The following is a 19,811-nucleotide window of genomic DNA, read 5'->3' on the forward strand; positions in this document are numbered from 1 at the left end:
CGGCCTGTCCAGGTGTCAACAAGGGATCTTTCAGTTACAAAAACGAGAAGAATGGTGCCCTGCTGACCTTGGACCCAGGATGATGGTCGGTTCCAGGAGGTGATCGGGTGCGAACCGTACGTGGACGGACCGACCGGGTGGTGGTGGTCGGCGCCGGCCTGGGCGGCCTCGCCTGCGCCCTGCACCTGGCCGGCGCCGGACGCCAGGTGACCGTGCTGGAGCGCGAGCCCGTACCGGGCGGGCGGGCCGGCCGGCTCAGCGTCGACGGGTACGAGTTCGACACCGGACCGACCGTGCTGACCATGCCCGACCTGATCGCGGAAGCGCTCGGGGCGGTCGGCGAGGAGTTGGACGACTGGCTCGACCTCGCCCCGCTCGACCCGGCGTACCGGGCGCACTATCCGGACGGGTCCACCCTGGACGTCGTCACCGACACCGCGCGGATGGCCGCGGAGATCGCCCGGGTCTGCGGTCCCCGGGAGGCCGACGGCTATCTGCGGTTCGTCGACTACGCCCGCCGGCTCTGGCAGCTCGAACGCGCCGACTTCATCGACCGCAACCTGGACCGCCCGACCGACCTGCTCACCGCCAACCTGCTCCGGCTGCTGGCCGCCGGTGCGTTCCGGCGGTTGCAGACCAAGGTCGACCAGTTCTTCGCCGACCCGCGCACCCGGCGGATCTTCTCGTTCCAGGCCATGTACGCCGGCCTCGCCCCGCACGACGCGCTGGCCATCTACACCGTGATCTCCTACCTCGACTCGGTCGCCGGGGTCTACTTCCCGCGCGGCGGCATCCACGCCCTCCCCCGGGCGCTGGCCGGTGCCGCCGAGAAGCACGGCGTGCAGATCCGGTACGGCAGCACGGTCGACCGGGTGGAAACCTCGGCGGGCCGGGCCACCGGGGTACGCACCGTCGACGGCGAGTTCGTCCCCGCCGACGTGGTGGTGCTGAACCCGGACCTGCCGGTGGCATACCGTGACCTGCTGCCCGACGGTGCTGCGCCGCGCCGGCTGCGTTACTCGCCCTCCTGTGTCGTGCTGCACGTCGGCGCCGGGCAGGGCTACCGGCGCATCGCCCACCACAACATCCACTTCGGGCGGGCCTGGCGGCGCACCTTCGACGAGGTGATCCGGCGCGGCGAGCTGATGTCGGACCCGTCCCTGCTGGTCACCAACCCGAGCCGGACCGACCCGTCGATCGCGCCGGCCGGCCGGCACGGCTACTACGTGCTCGCCCCAGTGCCCAACCTCGACCGGGGTGCCGGGCTGGACTGGCGCGGCGACCTGCCCCGCCGGTACGCGGACGACCTGCTCGCCACCCTGGAACGCCGGGGTTACGCCGGGCTGGCCGGCAGCGTCGAGGTGCTCCGGATCGTCACCCCGGCCGACTGGGCCGACGCGGGGATGGCCGCCGGCACGCCGTTCGCGGCCGCGCACAGCCTGTGGCAGACCGGCCCGTTCCGCCCCGGCAACCTGCACCGCGACCTGCCCAACGTGGTGTTCGTCGGTTCCGGCACGCAACCCGGGGTGGGCGTGCCTATGGTGATGATCTCCGGGAAGCTCGCCGCCGCCCGGGTGACTGGAGGTGGCAGATGACAGCCGACCGCGACACGCCGGGCCGGAGCGACGACGCCGGCCGGAAGGGCGGGGCGGCCCGGGGCGACGAGACCGAGCGCCGCAGCGGCGGGGCAGCCCGGGGCGACGATGCCGCGAGCCGTGGCGGAAACGACCGGGGCGACAACGCCGGAGAGCGGGGCCGCCCGACCGACCGGGAGCGGCACCTGGTGGAGCTGGTCGACGAGGCCGGCATCCCGCTCGGGGCCCGTACGGTCGACGAGGCGCACCGGCCGCCCGGCCAGTTGCACCGGGCCTTCTCCGTACTGCTGGTCGACCCGGCCGGCCGGATCCTGCTCCAGCAGCGGGCCGCCGCCAAGACCAGGTTCCCGCTGCGCTGGGCCAACAGCTGCTGCGGGCACCCGGAGCCCGGCCAGTCGCTCGACACCGCCGCCGGCCGGCGGCTGCGCGAGGAACTCGGCATCGAGGCGGTGCCACTGACCGAGATCGGGGTGTACCTCTACCGGGCCGAGGATCCCGGCACCGGCCGGGTGGAGTACGAGTACGACCACGTGTTGCGGGGCGACTTCGACGCCGACCGCGCGGTGCTGCCCGACCCGGACGAGGTGGCCGACCTGCGCTGGGTACACCCCGACGAGCTGCGGGCCGGGCTCGACGCCGACCCGGAGGCGTACGCCCCGTGGCTGGCCGGGGTGCTGAGCCGGCTGACCGGCCCGGCACCATCGTCCCCGGCCGGCGCACCATCGTCCCCGGCCGGGCCGCCACGCCGGGCGGAGAACCGCGGCCGGTGGGAGCAGGTCCCGGCCCCCACGGGTCAGGAGGACAACCCGGCGGAGCGGTCGGGTGGCCGATGACGGGCTGAGCGCCGGAGCCGTCGCGCGGCGGCTCGGCATCGCCGTCACCACCCTGCGGAGCTGGCACCGGCGGTACGGGCTGGGCCCGACCCGGCACGTGCCGGGTCAGCACCGGCGGTACAGCGTCGAGGACCTGGACCGGCTGGACGTGATGCGCCGGCTCACCGCCGAGGGGATCGCCCCGGCCGAGGCGGCGGACTGGGCGCGCCGGGGCGCCGTACCCGAAAAGGCGCCGGACCGGGGCGGGCCGTTGCCGGCGCGGGCCGGCGGAGGCACGGCCATCGCGGTCGGTCGGGCCGGTCCGGCGGCCCGGGGCCTGGCCCGGGCGGCGATGCGGCTCGATCCGCTGGCGATGCGGGCGGGCATCGGCGCGGCGATCGAGGCCGGCGGGGTGGTCGCCACCTGGGAGCGGATGCTCCGGCCGGTGCTGGTCGGCATCGGCGAACGGCACGCCGCCAGCGCGGCGTTCATCGAGGTGGAGCACCTGCTGTCCCGCTGCGTGTCGGAGGCGCTGGCGGCGGTACCCCGACCGCCCGCCGGCGGCTCGTCACCCCGGATCCTGCTCTCCTGCGCCGACGAGGAGCAGCACAGCCTGCCGCTGGAGGCGCTCGCCGCCGCGCTCGCCGAGGTCGGCGTGCACTGCCGGCTGCTCGGCGCACGGGTGCCGGTGACGGCCCTGGTCGACGCCGTGGGCCGGACCGCCCCGCAGGCCGTGGTGGTCTGGTCGCACCGATCGGCGACCGGCGACCCGACCCAGCTCACCGCAGTGCGGGCCGGCCCCTGGCGGCCGCCGCTGCTGGTCGCCGCCGGTCCCGGCTGGCCGCCCGGGTTGCTGCCTCCCGGGGTACGCACCCCGGCGACGCTGGCCGAGACGCTGACGATGCTACGGGACGTACCCGGATCTTCGGGGCGCTGACTCGGCTACCGAGCATTCGGGACATCGCCACCGTACGCACTCCGCTAACGTGGGGCAGCCGTAACCCGAAAACCCCTCGGGAGCCGCTCGATGACCCGACGTACGGCGCTCGCCGCCGGCCTCGTCCTGTTGGTGCTGCTGTCCACCGGTTGCGCGAACGAGAAGCCGCTTCCGGCCAGGTCACCGCTGCCCTACCCGCCGATTCCCCAGGTGACCACGACAGCGCCGGCCACCCCGACCCCGCAGCCGCCGCCGAAAAAACCGAGCCGGAAGAAGCCGGCCGCCCGGGGCACCGTCGGCCCGCTGAACACCCAGCGGCTGACCGGGGTACGCGCGGTCGCGCTCACCTTCGACGACGGCCCGCACCCGCAGTGGACGCCGAAGGTGCTCGACCAGCTCCGCAAGGCCAGGGTCCGGGCCACCTTCTGCGTGGTGGGGGTGAAGGTCCGCAAGTATCCCGTCCTGGTACGCCGGATCGTGCGCGAGGGCCACACACTCTGCAACCACAGTTGGCAGCACGACCTCAAGCTCGGCAAGCGGAGCGCGGCGCAGATCCGGGCGGACCTGCGCCGGACCGACCTGGAGATCCAGCGGGCCGTGCCCGGGATCAAGGTCCGGTACTACCGCCAGCCCGGCGGCAAGTGGACCCCGTCGATCGTCGCGGTCGCCAAGTCCCTCGGCATGAAGCCGCTGCACTGGGACGTCGATCCGGCGGACTGGGACGACACCAGCAGCTCGGAGATCCGCCGTCGGGTCGCCCAGCAGGCCCGGCCCGGTTCGATCGTGCTGCTGCACGACGGCGGCGGTGATCGAAGTCGCACCCTCGGCGCCTGCCCCCAGGTGATCAGCTCCCTGAAGCGGAAGTACGGGATAACCCGGCTTCGGTGAGATAGTTTGGGGTGGTTTGTCCGATAGCCAATACCGGTTTGGTCGGGCGGCTGGCCATCACGTATGCTTTCGGAGCCTCCGGCGGGGCCGGATGGGAGCACAGCCGCTGAAGTTGTCATGTGCAATGATGGCGGGGCCGCCCTCATCGTCTAGCGGCCCAGGACGCCGCCCTTTCAAGGCGGTAGCACGGGTTCGAATCCCGTTGGGGGCACGACCCCGGCCTCGGCCGGGCAGCAGTAAGAGCAAGGTCCTGTGGAGCAGTTGGAGTGCTCGCCGCCCTGTCAAGGCGGAGGTCGCGGGTTCAAGTCCCGTCAGGACCGCCAGCGCCGCTCGCCGCGCGTGTGCAACGCGCGGCGTTCTGCGTTCGGAGCAGGTTACCTAGGGCGGCAGCGGGTCGGTCACCCAGGTAACATGAGCCGAGTAACCCGGCCAGGTAGCTCAGTTGGTACGAGCGTCCGACTGAAAATCGGAAGGTCGGCGGTTCGACCCCGCCCCTGGCCACATAGCCTTTCGCCGGGCTATTAAGAGCGGTGACCAGCGGAAACGCGGTCACCGCTCTTTGTCATAGCTGCTGCATCCATCGATGGTTGCATCGAGATGATCTCCACGTCCGTGCCCAAGTGGGAGCACGACGCATACCCCGAGCCGGTGACGATTCCACGCCACGTCCGCCTCCGCTGTGTGGCCCGAACGGACACGAGCACTGCCGGTACGTCCCGTCTCCGCTCCGCCTGGCGCCACCCTCCGTCGGCACCGGGCAAGCCACAGGTGGCTGGCTGGACCGCCGACCGGCAGGACGGCCCGGAACGCCGGACGGATGGCCGGGCGAACGAGGCCGACTCCGCACGCCTCGACGGACGGTCGGCCGCCGGTCAGACCCGATCAAGCGCTATCCGGAGCGTATCCACAGCGCAACACTGCGACGATGTCCTATCCGCCACCGCAAGACCCCTGGAACCGCCATCAGCCACCCGCCGTCCCGGGCCGACAGCCGATCCACCCGACACAACCGCTCCGGCCGGGGCGGCAACCTCGCAAGCTCACCACCGCGCAGCAGCTCGGTGTCGCCGTACTCGGCATCTTCGGCCTCTTCGTGCTCGCCTGCTGCGGAACCTCGGTCATCTCCGCGCTCTCCCCGGACGACGCAGACCCCGACCGGGAGCCGGCGGCGGCCCAGGCCAGCAGTCAACCGACGACACCAGCGCCGGTCGTGGTGACCAGCGCACCGGAGCCCACCCCGCCGGCCACCACCGCCGCCGCACCTCCGCCGCCGCCGAAGCCCACCAGCAAGGCCCCGCCGAAGCCGGTCTACTACAAGAACTGCTCCGCCGTACGCGACGCCGGTGAGGCGCCGCTACGCAAGGGCCAGCCCGGCTACCGCGCGGGGCTGGACCGGGACGGCGACGGCCGGGCGTGCGAGTCGGCCGAGGGGCCGGCACCGGGCACCGGTGACGACGACAACGACGACGACGGCGGGTCCTCCTCGGTCTACTACAAGAACTGCACCGCCGTCCGCGCCGCCGGTGCCGACCCGATCCGCAGGGGCGACCCCGGCTACGGCCGCCATCTCGACCGCGACGGCGACGGCGTGGGCTGCGAGTGACCGTTGATCCCGTAGCGTTTGGCCGGCTATAGCCGGCCAAACGCTACGTACTGCCGCTCTCGTCCGGTAGGAGGCGGGTCAGGTCGTTGGCGAGTACGGCGAAGAGGGCGAGCAGGGCGGCGAGGCCGGTACTGGCCAGGATGGCGAAGCCGCGCTCGGCCCCGTCCGGCGCCAGCACCACCCCGAGTACCGCCGCGACCGCCGCGACCAGCACCATCCCGATCCGGCCGACCCGGGCCAGCAGTACCGCCCGGGCCAGCCGGGTCGGATCGGCGGGGCCGGTGCCGAGGCCACGGCGGGCGTACCAGGCGGCGGCGGTGAGGGTGCCGGCGCCGAGCATCCCGGCCAGCCCGACGACCGCCCAGGGCAGCCCGATCCGGTCGGCGCCGGACCGGCCCGCCGCCAGGCCCGCGCGGGCCACCAGGGCCGACACCAACACTGCCAACAGGTACGACGACGCGACCAGCAGCAGTCGGCGCCGGAGTCGACGCCCGTCGAGGCGGTACGCGGCGGGATCGTCGGGCACGCCGGATCTCCTTCCCACCGGCGTCGCCCCGGGTGCGGCCGGGTCGACTCGCTCGGCCAGTGCTCCCGGTCGATGGTAGTCGCGCGGCCCGGTCGGACCGTCCATCGAACCTTTTCAACCTCCCCTTGCGGTCCCACGGACCGCAAGGTCGGCTGCGGTGCGTAAGCGCCGCGCGCTCCAGGTTGAGAAAGGTTCATTGATGATCTACCGCTCGGCGCAGGGATCGACCGTCCGTCGATGTAGAAGCTGCACAGCTCAGCAGCAGCCGGTATGGTCCCGGCGTATGGGACAGGAGACTACGAACGCCTCCGATATCCAGCAGGCCACCACCACGTACTCGGTGCGCAGCAGCCTCCGTGTCCCGGGCCCGGCCGACCGGGCATTCACCGTCTTCACCGAGGGTCTCGCCGACTGGTGGGTGAAGGAATACACCTGGTCCGGCCCGCAGCAACTGGCCAAGCTCGGCATCGAGCCCGGCAGCGGCGGCATGTTGTACGAGATCGGCCCGCACGGGTTCCGCGCCGACTGGGGCCGGGTGCTGGACTGGCAGCCGCCCCGGCGCCTGGTGTTCAACTGGCAGATCGGCCCGGACCGGGCCCCGGTGCCGGATCCGGCCCGGAGCAGCGTGGTGGAGGCCCGGTTCGCGCCGCAGGCCGACGGAACCACCCTGGTCGAGGTGGAACACCGCGACTTCGACCGGCACGGCGAGGCCGCCGAGGGCTACCGCGAGGCGCTCACCGCCGGCTGGTACGAGCTGCTCTCCCGCTACGCGGCGGCCGTCGAAAGCGCCAGCGGCCAGGGCTGAAGCCCGGCGCGCATACCGGGTCAGCCGGGCTGACCGTGGCCGGCGGTCGCCTTCGCCATCTCCGGCTGGATCCGCTCCAGTTCGGCCCCGGCGCCGGTGAGCCACAGCTCGACGTCCACCAGGTTCAGCGCGGCGGCCCGGGACTCACCCGCCGCCAGCACATCGCGTACCCGGGCGGGGAAGTCCTCCGGTGGCCGGGGCGGGGTCACCGGACGGCTGAGCCGGCCGGTGGACACCTGCTCGGCGAGGTCGGCGTAGCGGCGGCGGAGCCGTCCGGCGAGGTCGTCGAGCGGGCCGGCGGCGTCCTGCACCCGGGTCAGCCGGGCGTGCGCGCCCCGGCGCAGCCGGGACACCGCGCCGAGGTGCAGGTGCTGGCCGGCGGCGAGCGCCGCCTGCCAGTTGACCGGCGGCAACCGGGGGTCGTCCCGCTCTATCTGGTACTGCAGGAACGACGCCTCGGCGAGGACCCACGCCTGCCGCGCCGCATCGACCGCGTCCTGCCGGGACGGCCGGCCGGACAGCGTCCGGGTCACCTCCTCGGCCGCGGCGGCGCTCACCGCCAGATAGCGGGCGATGGAGCGGCGCAGCTCCCCGCTGCCACCCTTCGGCCAGAGCAGCAGGCCGGCCAGCACCCCGAGCACGGCACCGATCGTCACGTCGAGCAGCCGGGCACCGGCGATCTGCAGGTTCGCCGGACCGGCTTGGGCGAAGACCATCACGAACAGCACGGTGAACAGCGACTGCCCCCAGAGCTGCGGCAGCAGCGGGCCGATCGCGAAGGTCAGCACCATGGCGACCGGCAGGGCCACCAGCAGTACCTCCGCGGCCTCGCCCGCGCCGAACAGCAGCAGGCTGCCGGCAGCGGCACCGAGCAGCGTGCCCAGCAGCACCGGGCGCAGCGCGCTGCGGGTGTCGACGGCCGAGGTCCGCATCAGGGTGAGGATCGCCAGCAGTACCCAGAACCCGTGGTTGAGGTGCAGGAAGCCCGCGACCACCCGGGCGGTGGCCAGGGCCAGGGAGACCCGTACCGCCCCCTGGAGATAGACCGAGCGGGTCGTCAGATGGAATCGGAACTGGTGCCAGTAGAGCGCGAACGGCGAACGGTGGGCGTACCAGAACTCGTCCGGGCCCGGTCCGCCGGGCGACCGGGCCGGTGGACGCGACCCGGCGGCGATCCGGGCCGCGACGCCGAACGCGTGGGCGTGGTCGGCGGCCCGCAGGCAGATCGCCTCCCAGCGCAGGTGTGCCGGGCCGGACTCCTGCGTCGATGTGGTCGGCGGCCGGTCGTAGAGGTCTTTGATCCGGGCCTCCAACTCGGTCAGCCGGGTCATCTCGACCGGTTCCGGCCCGCTGCGCAGTGTCCGGCCGGCGTCGTGCAGGACGCCGGCCGACTGCCGCAGCAGCCCGGCCAGCTCGTCGTCGCGGACGTCGCCGAGGTCGCCGGCGATCCGGCACGCGTGATAGAGCAGTTGGCGCAGCAGCCGGTCGCCGTGCCGCAGCGCGCGGTCGCGGGGACCGGCCGAGGCCGGCCGCTGGGTAGGCGGGATCCGGGCCAGCCAGACCCCTTCCATCGCCCGCGCCGCCTCCTCCTCCCGGCGGGACAGTTCGGCGCGGTCGACCGGCGCACCGCCGGGTAGCCCGGCCAGCAGGTCGAGGAAGCGGGACGCCGAACCGGCCGCCTCGCCGAGCCGCTGCCGGTAGCCGGGCGGCGCCGGGTCGGGCCAGAGCAGCAGTTCGGCGGCGATCAGCAGGCCCACCCCGAGCGTCACCCCGCCGAGCCGGGACGGCAGGGTCTCCGGCTGGTACGGCGGGAACGACGCCGCGATGTAGAAGAGCTGCAATCCGGTGGCGAGGCCGAGGATCCGTGGCCCGCCGACTCCGGCGAACGGGATGGCGAATCCCACCACCAGCATGCCGGCCGCCGCGACCCAGGTGTTGACCGCGAGGAGTGACCCGACGGTCACCAGGAGCCAGGCGGCCGGAAGCGCGGCGAGCAGCGTACGGGCCCGCTGGGTGGAGCCACCGGGTACCTGCGAGATGAAGCCGAGGGCGATCGCCCCGAAGAGGGTGTAGAGCCCGAGCAGCGGGTTGCCCAGGCCGTACCTGCCGCCGAAGAGTCCGGCGCCGGCGACCAGCGCCAGCCGGAGACCCCGGCGGAGTACCCGGTAGTCCGGGTCCCGCCGACGCAGCCACTGCACGACGCCGATCCTGGTCATGGGTGCCCTCTGCCGCTCCCACCCGACCGACCGGCCAGCCAGGCGCGGCGGAGATCAGGGCAGCGGCGCTACGCGGCCCCCATGGCCGCCCGCCCTCACCCTCTCACCTCCGTCGACGCCCCGCCGACGCTTTGCGCCGGCCGGCCGGAGCGGAGTTCGGTGCCGCCGAGGTCGGCTCGCCGGCCCGCCGCCGCGCCCTGCTCCAGGCCGCCGCCGAGCAGCCGGCGGGGCGCGGCCGTGCGCAGTCGTGGGTAGGCCTCGGCGAGGCGCCGGTCGACCCGGTCGGACCGGTCGGCGAGGACCAGGGCCACCGAGGGGGCGCCGGACGGAGCCGTCGAGGCGGCCGCCGCCTCGGCCCGGCGCAACCGCCCGGCGACCGCCGCGGCAAAGCCGGCCAACCAGGAGCGGCGGAACGCGGCCGGATGGTCGCCTGGCGGGACCGGCGCGACCGAAATGCCGTGTGCGGCCTGCACCAGCAGCGAGGTGAAGAGCAGCTCCACCCGTTCCAGGTCGCTGGCGAAGCCGAACAGGTGCATGACGAACCCGCTGCCGCCGCGCCGGCGTACCGACCGGCAGCGCAACGCGTCGGCGACCCCGGCCAGCAGGCCCGCCTTGTCCAGGGCGTACGGGGCGGGGATGTCGACGATCCGGTCGCCGACCGGGTCCGTGCCGGGGTCACGGGCGGCGAGCAGCGCCCGGTCCACCCCGTACCGCGCGATCAGCTCGGTCGCCTTGGCGGTGAACGCCTCGGCCTCGGCCGGTGTGCAGGCCGGGTCCTCCGCCTTGGCCAGCAACTTGCGGACCTTGCTGAGCATCGCGTCGGACATGCACCAGAGCTATCACACCGGTCCGGCGGCTGCCCGCTGGACAAACCGGATGAGGAGCATGCAAAGATGGACGTCGATGAGAGAGCTATCCGGCGCGGTGCCGCAACGTCGCGACGGCCGACCCGGCAAGGGTGAGCAGGCATTCTGGCAACTGCCCGTCCGCGAGTGCGGCGCCGAAGAGTGCGGCACCCGTGTCGCCGTCGGCGTTCGCGTACGCGCTGACGAACCGGGCCACCCAGCGCGCGTCGTAACCCGCCTCGTCGATCCCGGGGAAGTCGAGGGTCCACGCGCCCCGGGGCACACCGTCGCCGACCATCGTGGCGGCGAGGCACCAGGCCACCTCGTACGCACCGGCGACGCCGGACCGGTCGACCACCGCGTCGAACGTGCCGACCACGCCGTCGCTGTCACCGGCCAGCGCGGAGGTGAGCACGGCGGTGGCGTCATCCAGCGTCTCCTGCGGAACGTCCGTCACGTGCGGAAGGGTATGCCGCCAGGTCAAGCAGCGTCCGACAAACGGCATGAACGATACCTATCCAGGATGATAGAGCCCCTCGGTCGCCAACTGACGGTCGACCGCGGGCGCACGCCGGGAGCAGGCGCGCTAATCTGCGCAACGGATCTCCGGGGAGGAAGGACGACCCCATGCTCGTATTCCGCGGCACCCGCCGCGCCGCACTGTCCGCCGCTGCCTGTGCGGCGCTGCTGCTGGCTGGCTGCGGTTCGGATGGCGACGGTGAGGCCGGACAGGCCGAGCAGTCCCGGCCGACCCAGGTCCGCCTGTACGGCACGGACGGCAACATGCAGAACTCCTTCAAGGCGGAGTTCGACCAGCAGACCGGTCTGCTCAAGGGCATGAAGGGCACCACGCCACTCACCCCGCTCTCCGAGGACTTCAAGAACCGGCTGCGGCGCAAGGACCCGAAGCTCTCCGACTTCCTCTACGCCGCCGAGTCGTACGACGCCGTCGCGATCAGCGCGATCGCGGCGCAGCTCGCCGGCTCGACCGAGCCGGCCCAGATCGCCGGGCAGATCGTCGGGGTCACCACCGGCGGGGAGCGCTGCGACTCGATCGCGGCCTGCCTGCAACTCGCCCGGGAAGGCACCGACGTCGCCTACCGGGGCGTCTCGCTGAGCCGGGGCGGCTTCACCGACGCCGGCGAGCCCTCCACGGCGAGCTACGCCACCCTGCACTTCGGCAGCGACGAGCAGCTCGACGACGGCAAGACCGAGTTCCTCGGCGCCGGTGACGAGTCCACGGCCAGCGTCAAGAAGCCGCCGGCCGGCAAGAGGCAGACGAAGGCGGTCGAGCAGAGCAGCGGCGCGCCGCTGAAGCTCGGTGGCCTGCTGCCCCGCACCGGTGACCTGGCGCTCGCCTATCCGCCGATGGCGGCGGCCGTGGCGCTGGCCGTCGACGAGGTCAACGCCGCCGAGGGCGTACTCGGCAAGCCGGTGGTCTGGGTCGACGGCGACGACGGCACCAACCCGAACACCGCGAAGGCGACCGTGGCGCAGCACGTACGCGCCGGGGTGCACGTGATCATCGGGGCCGGCGCCTCCGGCATCTCCCGGGCGGTACTGCCGGACGTGATGGCGGCCGGGCTGGTGCTCTTCTCGCCGAGCAACACCGACGCCGGGCTCAGCACCGTGGACGACCAGGGGCTCTACTTCCGTACCGCCCCGTCGGACATCCTCCAGGGGCGGGCGCTCGCCGACATGATCCTGCGGGACGGGCCGAGCCGGATCGCGCTGGTGGCCCGGCAGGACTCGTACGGCGAGGGGCTCCAGGGCAACGTCCGGGCCGAGTTGGAGCGGGCCGGGCACGGCTCGGACCAGGTACGGCTGTTCAACTACGAGGTGAAGGACGGCCCCGACGCCCCGCCGGTGGACTTCACCAAGGGCGCTCAGGAGATCAAGCAATTCGGCGCCGACGCCATCCTGGTGATCGGCTTCGGCGAGTCGGCGAGGGTCATCGAGGCGCTCGCCGCCGCCGGGGTGCACATCCAGCAGCAGTAACCTCACCCGCCCGAGCGGCGGTCCGCCGGTACCCGATGGGAGTGGCACACTTCCGGGAGTCGCCGGGTGGGCTGGTCGGCCTAGCGTTACCCGTGTGTCCGGCGGTCCCGCCGGGCACAGGGAGACCGGGGAGGTACGACATGAGCTACGACGGTGACGACCCCAGCGCGCTGGGCGACGCCCTTCCGGAGCACGAACTGCCCGGCGTCGACGACCAGCAGGGCCTCGGACCGGCAGCGGACCTCGGCTCGGACCCGCTCTCCTCGGACCCGCTCGGGCTGGACCCGCCGGAGATCGCCGAGGAGCCCCCGCCGGTCACCTCCGTGGTGACGCACTACGCGGGCGGCATCACCGAGGTCGCCACCGACCTCGACGGCGACGGCTACGCCGAGCTGCTCGAGTTCGACGTCAACGGCGACCGGGTGGCCGACGTCCGCTACCAGGACACCGACTGGGACGGCCGGCTGGACAGCGTCGAGCGGGACTCCAACCTGGACGGCCACGTCGACCAGGTGCTGGAGGACAACGACGGCGACGGCCGGGTCGACTCGGTGGTCACCGACGCGAACCGGGACGGGGTGGTGGACCGGGTGGTCGCGGACGCCGACTTCGACGGCCGGCCGGACACCTGGATGACCGACAGCGACTTCAACGGGCGCCCGGACGAGATCCGGGTCGACCCCGACGAGGACGGCCAGGCCGACCGGCTGATGGTGGACACCGATCACGACGGCACCGTCGACCAGGTCAACTACCAGGACCGGCAGACCAACCCGTACGTCACGAACTGATCGCGGCGGCGAACGCCGCCGGACGCGTACGGCGGCCGTCGTGCTGCCCGATCCGTCCAGCTCGGCTGCCTGTGCCCGGGTCTCGCCGTGCCCCGGTCGGCATGGTCGGGGCCCCACAGGGGTAGTGCGAGGTGGCACAGTGCGGTAGTCGTGTCGGGGAGTTTCTCGTGGGTGTCCGGGCGGCACGCAGATCGAGGGTTCCGGCGTGGCCAGAACTTCTAGCTGACGGAAGGGCAACAGATGAGCGAGTCGCAGGAGACCGTCGACACCCGCGGTGACGAACGGATCGAACTGCTCCGGGCGGACGCCAACCAGGACGGCAAGACCGACGTCTGGGTGGTGGACACCGACGGCGACGGCAAGGCGGACCTCTTCCAGTTCGACACCGACGGCGACGGCAAAGTCGACATCACCATGGTCGACGCCGACGAGGACGGCAAGCCGGACGAGGTGGTGGACGGGGACGGCGGCCTTCCGCCGACCACCTGACCGACGCCGCCGGGCGCCAGGCCGATCGTGGCCGTGGCGGCGGCTCTCCGGGTACGTCGGATCCGGAGAGCCGCCGCCACGGCCTTGTCGGACCCGAAATCGTCCCGGACGGTGCCGTGCCGCCACCGCCCGGGCCAGTGGTGATCCACAACAACTCGATCTCAGTTCCGTCATGATCGGGTCACGAAGTCGCCTGTCAGGCAATTCACTCCGCCGTACGCCAACCTTTCGCTCGCCCTCGGGCGCTTCGCAGCCATGAGGGGCGACGACCGACGCCGCCCGCCTCGCCCATGGGGGAGAAGCAGAACGATGAGGCTGGTGTTTCGGCGCGCCCGGGGTGCGAAGAGTCTGCTCCTCGCGGCGACCGGGGCGACCCTGATCGCCACCGCCCTGCTCACCGGGCTCGCCGGCTACAGCCGGGAGGTGGTCGACTCCGGCACCGAGCGTGCGGTCGCGTCGGCCTCCCAGGAGGAGCGGTCGATCCTGGTACGCGGCACCGCCGGCAGCACACCGGAGAGCCTCGCCGAGCGGGACGAGGCGGTACGCTCCCGGTTCACCGGCGGCTTCGGCGGAGTACCGGCCGACATCTCCGGGGCGGGCTACGCCGCCGGGCGGCAGTTCGCCGGGCGCACCGGAGATGCCGTACCGGACGCCCAGGGCCTGGTCTTCGCCCGGGTGGTCTTCCTCGACGACCTTCCGAGGCACGCCCTGCTGACCGACGGCGCGTGGCCGAGCCCCGGCCGGCGACCGGTGCAGGCCGCGCTCGCCGAGCCGGTCGCGAAGATCCTCGGCGCCCGGGTCGGTGACCGGATCCCGATCACCGACCGGGTCACCGACCGGGTCACCGAGGTGACCGTCACCGGCGTCTGGAAGCCGCGCGACATCCGGGACCCGTACTGGCGGCTCGTGCCCGAGGTGACGGACGGGGTCGCGACCGGGTCCGCCACGTACGGGCCGCTGGCCGTCGACCGGGCCGACTTCCTCGACCACTTCATCGCCAACGCCTCCGCCGGCTGGCTGGTCGAACCCGATCTGTCCGGGGTGACGATGACCTCGCTGGGCCGGCTGGGTGAGGCCGCCAGCCAGACCAGCGCCAGCCTGCCCGCCGAGACCGGGCTCGGCAGTTCCGGACTGGTCACCACGCAGCTCGACCAGCTCATGCAGCGGCTGGACCGGGCCGGGCTGGTCGGCCGGTCGGCGCTGGTCACCCCGATGCTGCTGGTGGTGGTCCTCGGCGGGTACGCGCTGCTGCTGGTCGCGCTGCTCCTCACCGAACAGCGCCGGGGCGAGGCGGCACTGCTCCGGGCCCGGGGCGCCGGGCGGGGCCAGTTGGCCGGGCTGGCCGCCCGGGAGGCGTTGCTGGTCGTCCTGCCGGCCGCCGTGATCTCGCCCGTGCTCGCCACCGAACTGGTCCGGCTGGCCGACCGTACCCCGATGCTGGCCGCCGCCGCGCTGCGGCTGGATCCCCGGCTCGACACCCGTACCTGGCTGATCGCCGCACTGGCCGCGCTCGGCTGCGCGCTGGCGATGCTCGGCCCGGCGCTGCGCCGCGGCGGCAGCTACGTCGGCGAGCTGGCCAGCCGGTCCCGGCCGAGCCGGCGGACGATCGCGCAGCGGGCCGGGCTGGACGTCGGGCTGGTCGCCCTGGCGGTGCTGGGTTGGCTGCAACTGCGGCAGTACTCCTCGCCGCTGGCCGGCTCCCGCCCGGACGGCGCCCTCGGGATCGACCCGCTGCTGGCCGCGACCCCCACGGTGGGGGTACTCGCCGGCGCGGTCCTCGCGCTGCGCGGCCTGCCTCCGATGGCCCGGCTCGCCGAGCGGTGGGTCGACCGCAGGTCCTGGACCGGCACCATGCTCGGGATGTGGCAGGCCGGCCGCCGGCCGCACGCCGGCCCGGTGCTGCTGCTCGCCCTGGCGGTGGCGGTCGGCACCCTCGCCTGGTGCCTGGCCGCCACCTCGGAACGGTCCCTGACCGACCAGGCCAACCACCAGGTCGGCGCCGACCTGCGGCTGGTCGAGTCGAGCGGGGTCGCGCCGCCGGCCCGGGCCGGCCAGCTCGCCGAGCTGCCCGGCACCGAACTGGTCCTGCCCGCCTGGCGGGACAGTCCCCGGCTCGGCACCGACGGCGTGCCGGCCGGAATGGTCGCGCTGGACGCCGCCGAGGCCGGACGGGTCGTCCGGCTCCGGGACGACCTGGTCGACGGCGACGCCGCCGGGCTCTTCACCGGGATGGCCGGGGCCCGGGTGACCGCCCCGGTCGTGGAGCTTCCGCCGGGAACCACTCGGCTGACCGGTCGAATCACCACCACCGGCACCGGTGGCTCCGCCCGGGTTCCGGTCCGCACCACTGCCGTCTTCACCGAGCCGCACGGCGGGCACCTCCGGATCCCGCTCGGCGCGAGCTACGACGACGAGCCGCTGCTGTTCAGCGTGCAGCTACCGGCGAGCGGGGACACCCCGCCGAGACTGGCCGGCTTCGCGGTGGACACCCACGGACCTCCCGGGTACGTCGTCGACTGGCAGCTCACCGACCTCCGCGCCGCCCCGGCCGGCGGCGCCGGGACCGCCGTGCCGGTCGCCGACGGCCGGCAGTGGCAGGCGGTGCACCGCTCCGGCGAGACCGGACCGGCGACGGCGGGACCGCGCGGGCTGACCGCCCAGTACCAGGCGTCTCCGTCGGGGGGCTGGGCGGGCGTCAGCTCGTTGATCTCGTTCGCCGTGACCGTCGCGCCCGGCCCGGGGCAGGTGCCGGTGGTGGCCACCCCGGAGGCGCTGGCGGCGCTGCGACTGGGGGTCGGCGACCAGACCGTACTGGTGCTGGCCGGCGGAGCCGTCGACGTCCGGATCACCGGTACGGTCGCCGCGCTGCCCGGGGTACCGGAGTCGGCCGGGCTCCTGGTCGACCTGCCGTCGCTTGCTACGGCGCTCTTCCACGAGCGGGGCATCCTCGCCGCGCCCGAGGAGTGGTGGCTGACCACCCGCCCCGGCCAGCACGCCGAGGCGGCCCGGGCGGCGGCCGGGCTCGGCGGGCTCCAGGTCGCCGACCGGGTGGAGGTGGCCAGCCGCTCGGGCGACGACCCGTACGGCGTAGGCGCCCGGGCCGCTCTCTTCGCCGCCGCGCTCGGCGCCATCCTGCTCGCTGCGGTCGGCGTCACCGTGGACGTCCGGGCCACCGCCCGGCGCCGGGTCACCGAGCTGGCCGTGCTGCACACCCTGGGCGCCGGCCCCCGGCTGCTGGCCCGATCGCTCCTGGTCGAGCAGGCGTTCCTCGCCGGCATCGGCGTGCTGGTCGGGCTGGGGGTGGGAGTCGGCGTGGCGGCCACGATGGCCCCGCTGGTCGTCCTCACCCCGTCGGCGCAGCGGCCGGTACCGGCGCCGCTGCTGGACGTCGCCTGGCTGCCCGCGACCGGGACCGCCGCCGTACTGCTGCTGCTCGCCCTCGCGCTGAGCGGGCTGACCGCCGCCACCATGCGGCAACGGCTGGCCGCGGCCCAGCTGCGGATCGGGGAGGACCGGTGAACGCGGGAACCGTGGAGGGGCAGGACGCTGTGCGGGGTGGATCGGTGCCGAGGCGGTCCGGGGCTCGACTGCCGGGGCCGTTGCGCCGGGCCCGGATCTTCGCCGGCTACCTGGGGCTGCTCGGCGTACTCGGGCTGGTGGCCGCGCTGCTGGTCACCGGGGCGCCCCGGCTGGCGAACGAGTTCGCCGACGACGGGATGCGGCATGACGTACGCGGACTGCCGTACCAGGTCCGCGACCTCACCTACACGGCCAACCAGGACGCGATCCAGAGCCCGGACGCCCACCTGGCCGCCGCCCAACTCGACCGGTACCGGCAGAAGCTGCCCGGGCCGCTGCCGTCACTGGTCGGCCAGCAGTGGTTCGCCGGCCGGATCGGCCCGAAGGACCTGGGCGTGGCGGGCGACGCGCCGTCGCTGCGCGGAAGCTGCCGGCCGGAGCTGCAACTGCGCGGCCAGGCCGACGTCGAACGGGAGCTGCGGGTCGTCGAGGGTCGCTGGCCGGCGTCCCGGGACGGGGTCGAGGCGGCGCTGTCCCGGGAGGCGGCCGGCATCCTCGGGCTGCGGGTCGGCACCACCGTCGTGCTCAGCGGCAAGGGGTTCGCCCAGGGCTCCGTCCCGGTCCGGATCGTCGGGCTGTACGACCCGATCGACCCGGCCGCACCCGCCTGGGACGGGATCCGGATCGCCGAGGTGCCCTGCCCGGACCCGACCGCCGGCACCACCCACCGGGCCGCCCTGCTGACCGACCTGTCCGGGATGACCGCCGCCGGTGGACGGCTCGGGCTCACCTACGAGTGGCGCTACCGGGTCGACGAGGAGCGGATGACCACAGGGGACATTCCGGAGGTGCTGACCGCGATCGCGGCGACCCGGCGTACCCCGCCGGAGCGTGGGCTGGTGCTGGCCACCGGCCTGGACAGCGGCCTGACCCGGTTCGACGGCCAGCTCCGCGCGGTGCAGGCACTGCTCGCCGTGGTGCAGGCCGGCATCCTGGCCACCCTGCTCGGGCTGGTCGCCCTCGCCGCCGGGCTGGCGGTGCAGCGCCGCCGGGAGGAGTTCACCCTGCTCCGGGCCAGAGGGGCGGCGGCGGTGGCGATCGGTGCCCGTACCCTGCGGGAGACCGTCGGCGTGCTGCCGGTCGCGGTACTCGCCGGCTGGCTGCTCGGCCGGCTGGCGCCGGGTCGCCCGGCCGGGGCCGAGCCGCTCGGGGTCGCGCTGGTGGCCGTCGGCACCACCCTGGCGATTCCGCTGCTGGCGATGCTGAGCCAGCGCCGGGCGAGCTTCGTGGGCCGGCGCCGGGACCTGGTGCGCCACCGCCCGTCGGTACGCCGGCTGACCGCCGAACTCTTCGTGCTGCTGCTCGCGGTGCTCGGCGTGGTACTGCTGCAACGGCGCGGGCTGAGCCAGGACAGCGGGGTCGACCCGTACCTGGTCTCGGTGCCGGTGCTGCTGGCCGTGGCCGCCGCTCTGGTGGCGCTGCGGTTGGTGCCGTGGCCGCTGCGCCAGGTGGGCCGGATCGCCGCCCGGGCCCGTACGGTGGTGCCGTTCGTCGGGCTGGCCCGGGCCGGCCGGGGCGCGCCGGTGACCGTCGGGCCGCTGGCCGTGCTCGTCGTCGCGATCGCCACCGGCGTCTTCACCAGCGTGGTGACCAGCACCGTCGCCGAGGCCCGGGACCGGGTCACCGACCAGGAGATCGGCGCCGACGCCCGGGTTATCGGCTCCTACTCCGACCAGGCCACCGCCGACCGGCTCGCCGCGCTGCCCGGAGTGAGTGCGGTCAGCCCGCTGGCGGTCGAGGTGGGCCAGCCGTTGCGCTCACCCACCCCGAACCTGCTCGGCGGCCGCGACCTCGGCCAGACCCAGGTACTGGTGGTGGACGGCCCGTCGCTGGCCCGGGTGCTGGCGGCGAGCGGCGTCGACGTCACCGTGCCGGCCGGGTTGGCCGCGCCGGGGCGGATCGACGGTCCGGTGCCGGCGCTGGTCTCGCCGGAGGTGGCCGAGGCGGTCGGTGCCGGTGCGGTGACCGAGGTGCAGGGCCGGCGGTACGAGTTCCGGGTCGACCGGGTGGCGTCCGGCTTCCCGGGGCTGGCGGCCGACGTCCGCCGGTTCGTCGTACTTCCCTGGCAGGCGCTGCCGGTGCCGCAGTTCCAGCCGATCCGGTCCAACCAGTTCCTGGTGGCCGGCGACGGCTTCGCCACCGCCGAGCTGACCGCGACGGTCGACACCGCCCAGCGGGAGTACCTGGCGAAGGTGCTGGCACAGCCGGTCGAGCAGGTACGCCCGCAGACGCCGGTCAGTGTCGCCACCTGGTCGGCACACCGGCAGGCGTTGGAACGCGGCGGCGTGAACCGGCTGCTCAGCTTCACCTTCGGCACCGGGGTGGCCGGAGCGACCGCGTTGGCGCTGCTGGCGGTCGGTTTCGCCGTACTCGCCGAGGCGCCGGGGCGGGGCCGGATGCTGTCCCGGCTGCGCACCATGGGGCTCTCCGGTCGGCAGGGCCGGGGGCTGCTCGTCTACGAGTTGGTGCCGCTGCTCGGCGTCGCGGTGCTGGCCGGTGGGCTGGTCGGGGTGGCCCTGCCCCGGCTGCTCGGGCCGGCGCTGGGGCTGTCCGGGTTCACCGGCGGCCTGCCGGCCCGGATCCACCTGGATCCGCTGCTGGTGGTCGGCGTACTGCTGCTGGTGGTGGCGGCGCTGGTCGCCGCCCTCGGTGTCGAGAATCTGATCAACCGCCGGATGCGCCTCGGCGAGGTGCTCCGGCTCGGAGAGGAGAACTGATGGCTCGGAG

General features: G+C 74.0%; 15 protein-coding genes and 3 tRNA genes. 14 read left to right on the top strand and 4 right to left on the bottom strand.

Going from position 1 to position 19,811, the window contains the following annotated elements; translation table 11 throughout:
• Nucleotides 1-107: 107 nt before the first annotated feature.
• The 8 genes from crtI (at nt 108) to ACSMXO_RS41575 (ending at nt 5,835) form a co-directional block, all read left to right on the top strand.
• Nucleotides 108-1,595, top strand: coding sequence for a phytoene desaturase family protein (crtI, locus tag ACSMXO_RS41540; protein ID WP_455416116.1), 1,488 nt, complete (start codon nt 108-110; stop codon nt 1,593-1,595).
• A gap of 185 nt (nt 1,596-1,780) precedes the next feature.
• A complete protein-coding gene (gene idi, locus ACSMXO_RS41545) occupies nt 1,781-2,428 on the top strand; it encodes an isopentenyl-diphosphate Delta-isomerase (RefSeq protein ID WP_455419432.1) in 648 nt (215 codons plus the stop codon).
• On the top strand, nt 2,418-3,344 hold the full coding sequence (locus tag ACSMXO_RS41550; protein ID WP_455416117.1) for a MerR family transcriptional regulator: 927 nt from the start codon (nt 2,418-2,420) through the stop codon (nt 3,342-3,344). Before idi ends, ACSMXO_RS41550 begins: the two co-directional genes overlap by 11 nt.
• Before the next feature lie 90 nt (nt 3,345-3,434).
• Nucleotides 3,435-4,232: a polysaccharide deacetylase family protein gene (locus tag ACSMXO_RS41555; protein ID WP_455416118.1), complete on the top strand. Its 798-nt coding sequence runs from the start codon at nt 3,435-3,437 to the stop codon at nt 4,230-4,232.
• Between the two features lie 138 nt (nt 4,233-4,370).
• Nucleotides 4,371-4,443, top strand: a tRNA-Glu gene (locus ACSMXO_RS41560).
• Between the two features lie 35 nt (nt 4,444-4,478).
• Nucleotides 4,479-4,555: transfer RNA gene (locus tag ACSMXO_RS41565), tRNA-Asp, on the top strand.
• Between the two features lie 104 nt (nt 4,556-4,659).
• Nucleotides 4,660-4,733: transfer RNA gene (locus ACSMXO_RS41570), tRNA-Phe, on the top strand.
• 424 nt (nt 4,734-5,157) lie between these two features.
• Nucleotides 5,158-5,835: an excalibur calcium-binding domain-containing protein gene (locus ACSMXO_RS41575; RefSeq protein ID WP_455416119.1), complete on the top strand. Its 678-nt coding sequence runs from the start codon at nt 5,158-5,160 to the stop codon at nt 5,833-5,835.
• 43 nt (nt 5,836-5,878) lie between these two features.
• On the opposite strand, the gene ACSMXO_RS41580 is transcribed toward ACSMXO_RS41575, so the two are convergent.
• A complete protein-coding gene (locus tag ACSMXO_RS41580) occupies nt 5,879-6,361 on the bottom strand; it encodes a hypothetical protein (RefSeq protein WP_455416120.1) in 483 nt (160 codons plus the stop codon).
• Nucleotides 6,362-6,644: 283 nt separating this feature from the next.
• Between ACSMXO_RS41580 and ACSMXO_RS41585 the strand changes: the two genes are divergently transcribed.
• Complete coding sequence (locus tag ACSMXO_RS41585) at nt 6,645-7,166, top strand: SRPBCC family protein (RefSeq protein WP_346258017.1); 522 nt, start codon at nt 6,645-6,647, stop codon at nt 7,164-7,166.
• A 20-nt stretch (nt 7,167-7,186) separates the two neighbouring features.
• Here ACSMXO_RS41585 and ACSMXO_RS41590 read toward each other — a convergent pair whose 3' ends face one another.
• From ACSMXO_RS41590 to ACSMXO_RS41600, 3 genes are all read right to left on the bottom strand, one after another.
• On the bottom strand, nt 7,187-9,382 hold the full coding sequence (locus ACSMXO_RS41590) for an FUSC family protein (protein ID WP_455416121.1): 2,196 nt from the start codon (nt 9,380-9,382) through the stop codon (nt 7,187-7,189).
• A gap of 95 nt (nt 9,383-9,477) precedes the next feature.
• Nucleotides 9,478-10,209 carry a DUF2786 domain-containing protein gene (locus tag ACSMXO_RS41595; protein ID WP_455416122.1) on the bottom strand — a complete coding sequence of 244 codons (732 nt, stop codon included), beginning with the start codon at nt 10,207-10,209 and terminating at the stop codon, nt 9,478-9,480.
• Nucleotides 10,210-10,294: 85 nt separating this feature from the next.
• Nucleotides 10,295-10,684 carry a hypothetical protein gene (locus ACSMXO_RS41600; protein WP_101368637.1) on the bottom strand — a complete coding sequence of 130 codons (390 nt, stop codon included), beginning with the start codon at nt 10,682-10,684 and terminating at the stop codon, nt 10,295-10,297.
• Between the two features lie 170 nt (nt 10,685-10,854).
• On the opposite strand from ACSMXO_RS41600, the gene ACSMXO_RS41605 reads away from it, so the two are divergent.
• The 5 genes from ACSMXO_RS41605 (at nt 10,855) to ACSMXO_RS41625 (ending at nt 19,801) form a co-directional block, all read left to right on the top strand.
• On the top strand, nt 10,855-12,225 hold the full coding sequence (locus ACSMXO_RS41605; protein ID WP_455416123.1) for an ABC transporter substrate-binding protein: 1,371 nt from the start codon (nt 10,855-10,857) through the stop codon (nt 12,223-12,225).
• Between the two features lie 140 nt (nt 12,226-12,365).
• On the top strand, nt 12,366-13,016 hold the full coding sequence (locus tag ACSMXO_RS41610) for a hypothetical protein (RefSeq protein ID WP_346258021.1): 651 nt from the start codon (nt 12,366-12,368) through the stop codon (nt 13,014-13,016).
• A gap of 240 nt (nt 13,017-13,256) precedes the next feature.
• Nucleotides 13,257-13,505: a hypothetical protein gene (locus ACSMXO_RS41615; RefSeq protein ID WP_318399012.1), complete on the top strand. Its 249-nt coding sequence runs from the start codon at nt 13,257-13,259 to the stop codon at nt 13,503-13,505.
• A 309-nt stretch (nt 13,506-13,814) separates the two neighbouring features.
• Nucleotides 13,815-17,024, top strand: coding sequence for an FtsX-like permease family protein (locus ACSMXO_RS41620; RefSeq protein WP_455416124.1), 3,210 nt, complete (start codon nt 13,815-13,817; stop codon nt 17,022-17,024).
• The gene (locus tag ACSMXO_RS41625) at nt 17,021-19,801 is read left to right on the top strand and encodes an FtsX-like permease family protein (RefSeq protein WP_455416125.1); all 2,781 of its coding nucleotides are present in this window, start codon (nt 17,021-17,023) and stop codon (nt 19,799-19,801) included. Before ACSMXO_RS41620 ends, ACSMXO_RS41625 begins: the two co-directional genes overlap by 4 nt.
• Nucleotides 19,802-19,811 lie beyond the last annotated feature (10 nt).

The sequence above is a fragment of the Plantactinospora sp. DSM 117369 genome (assembly GCF_053764795.1).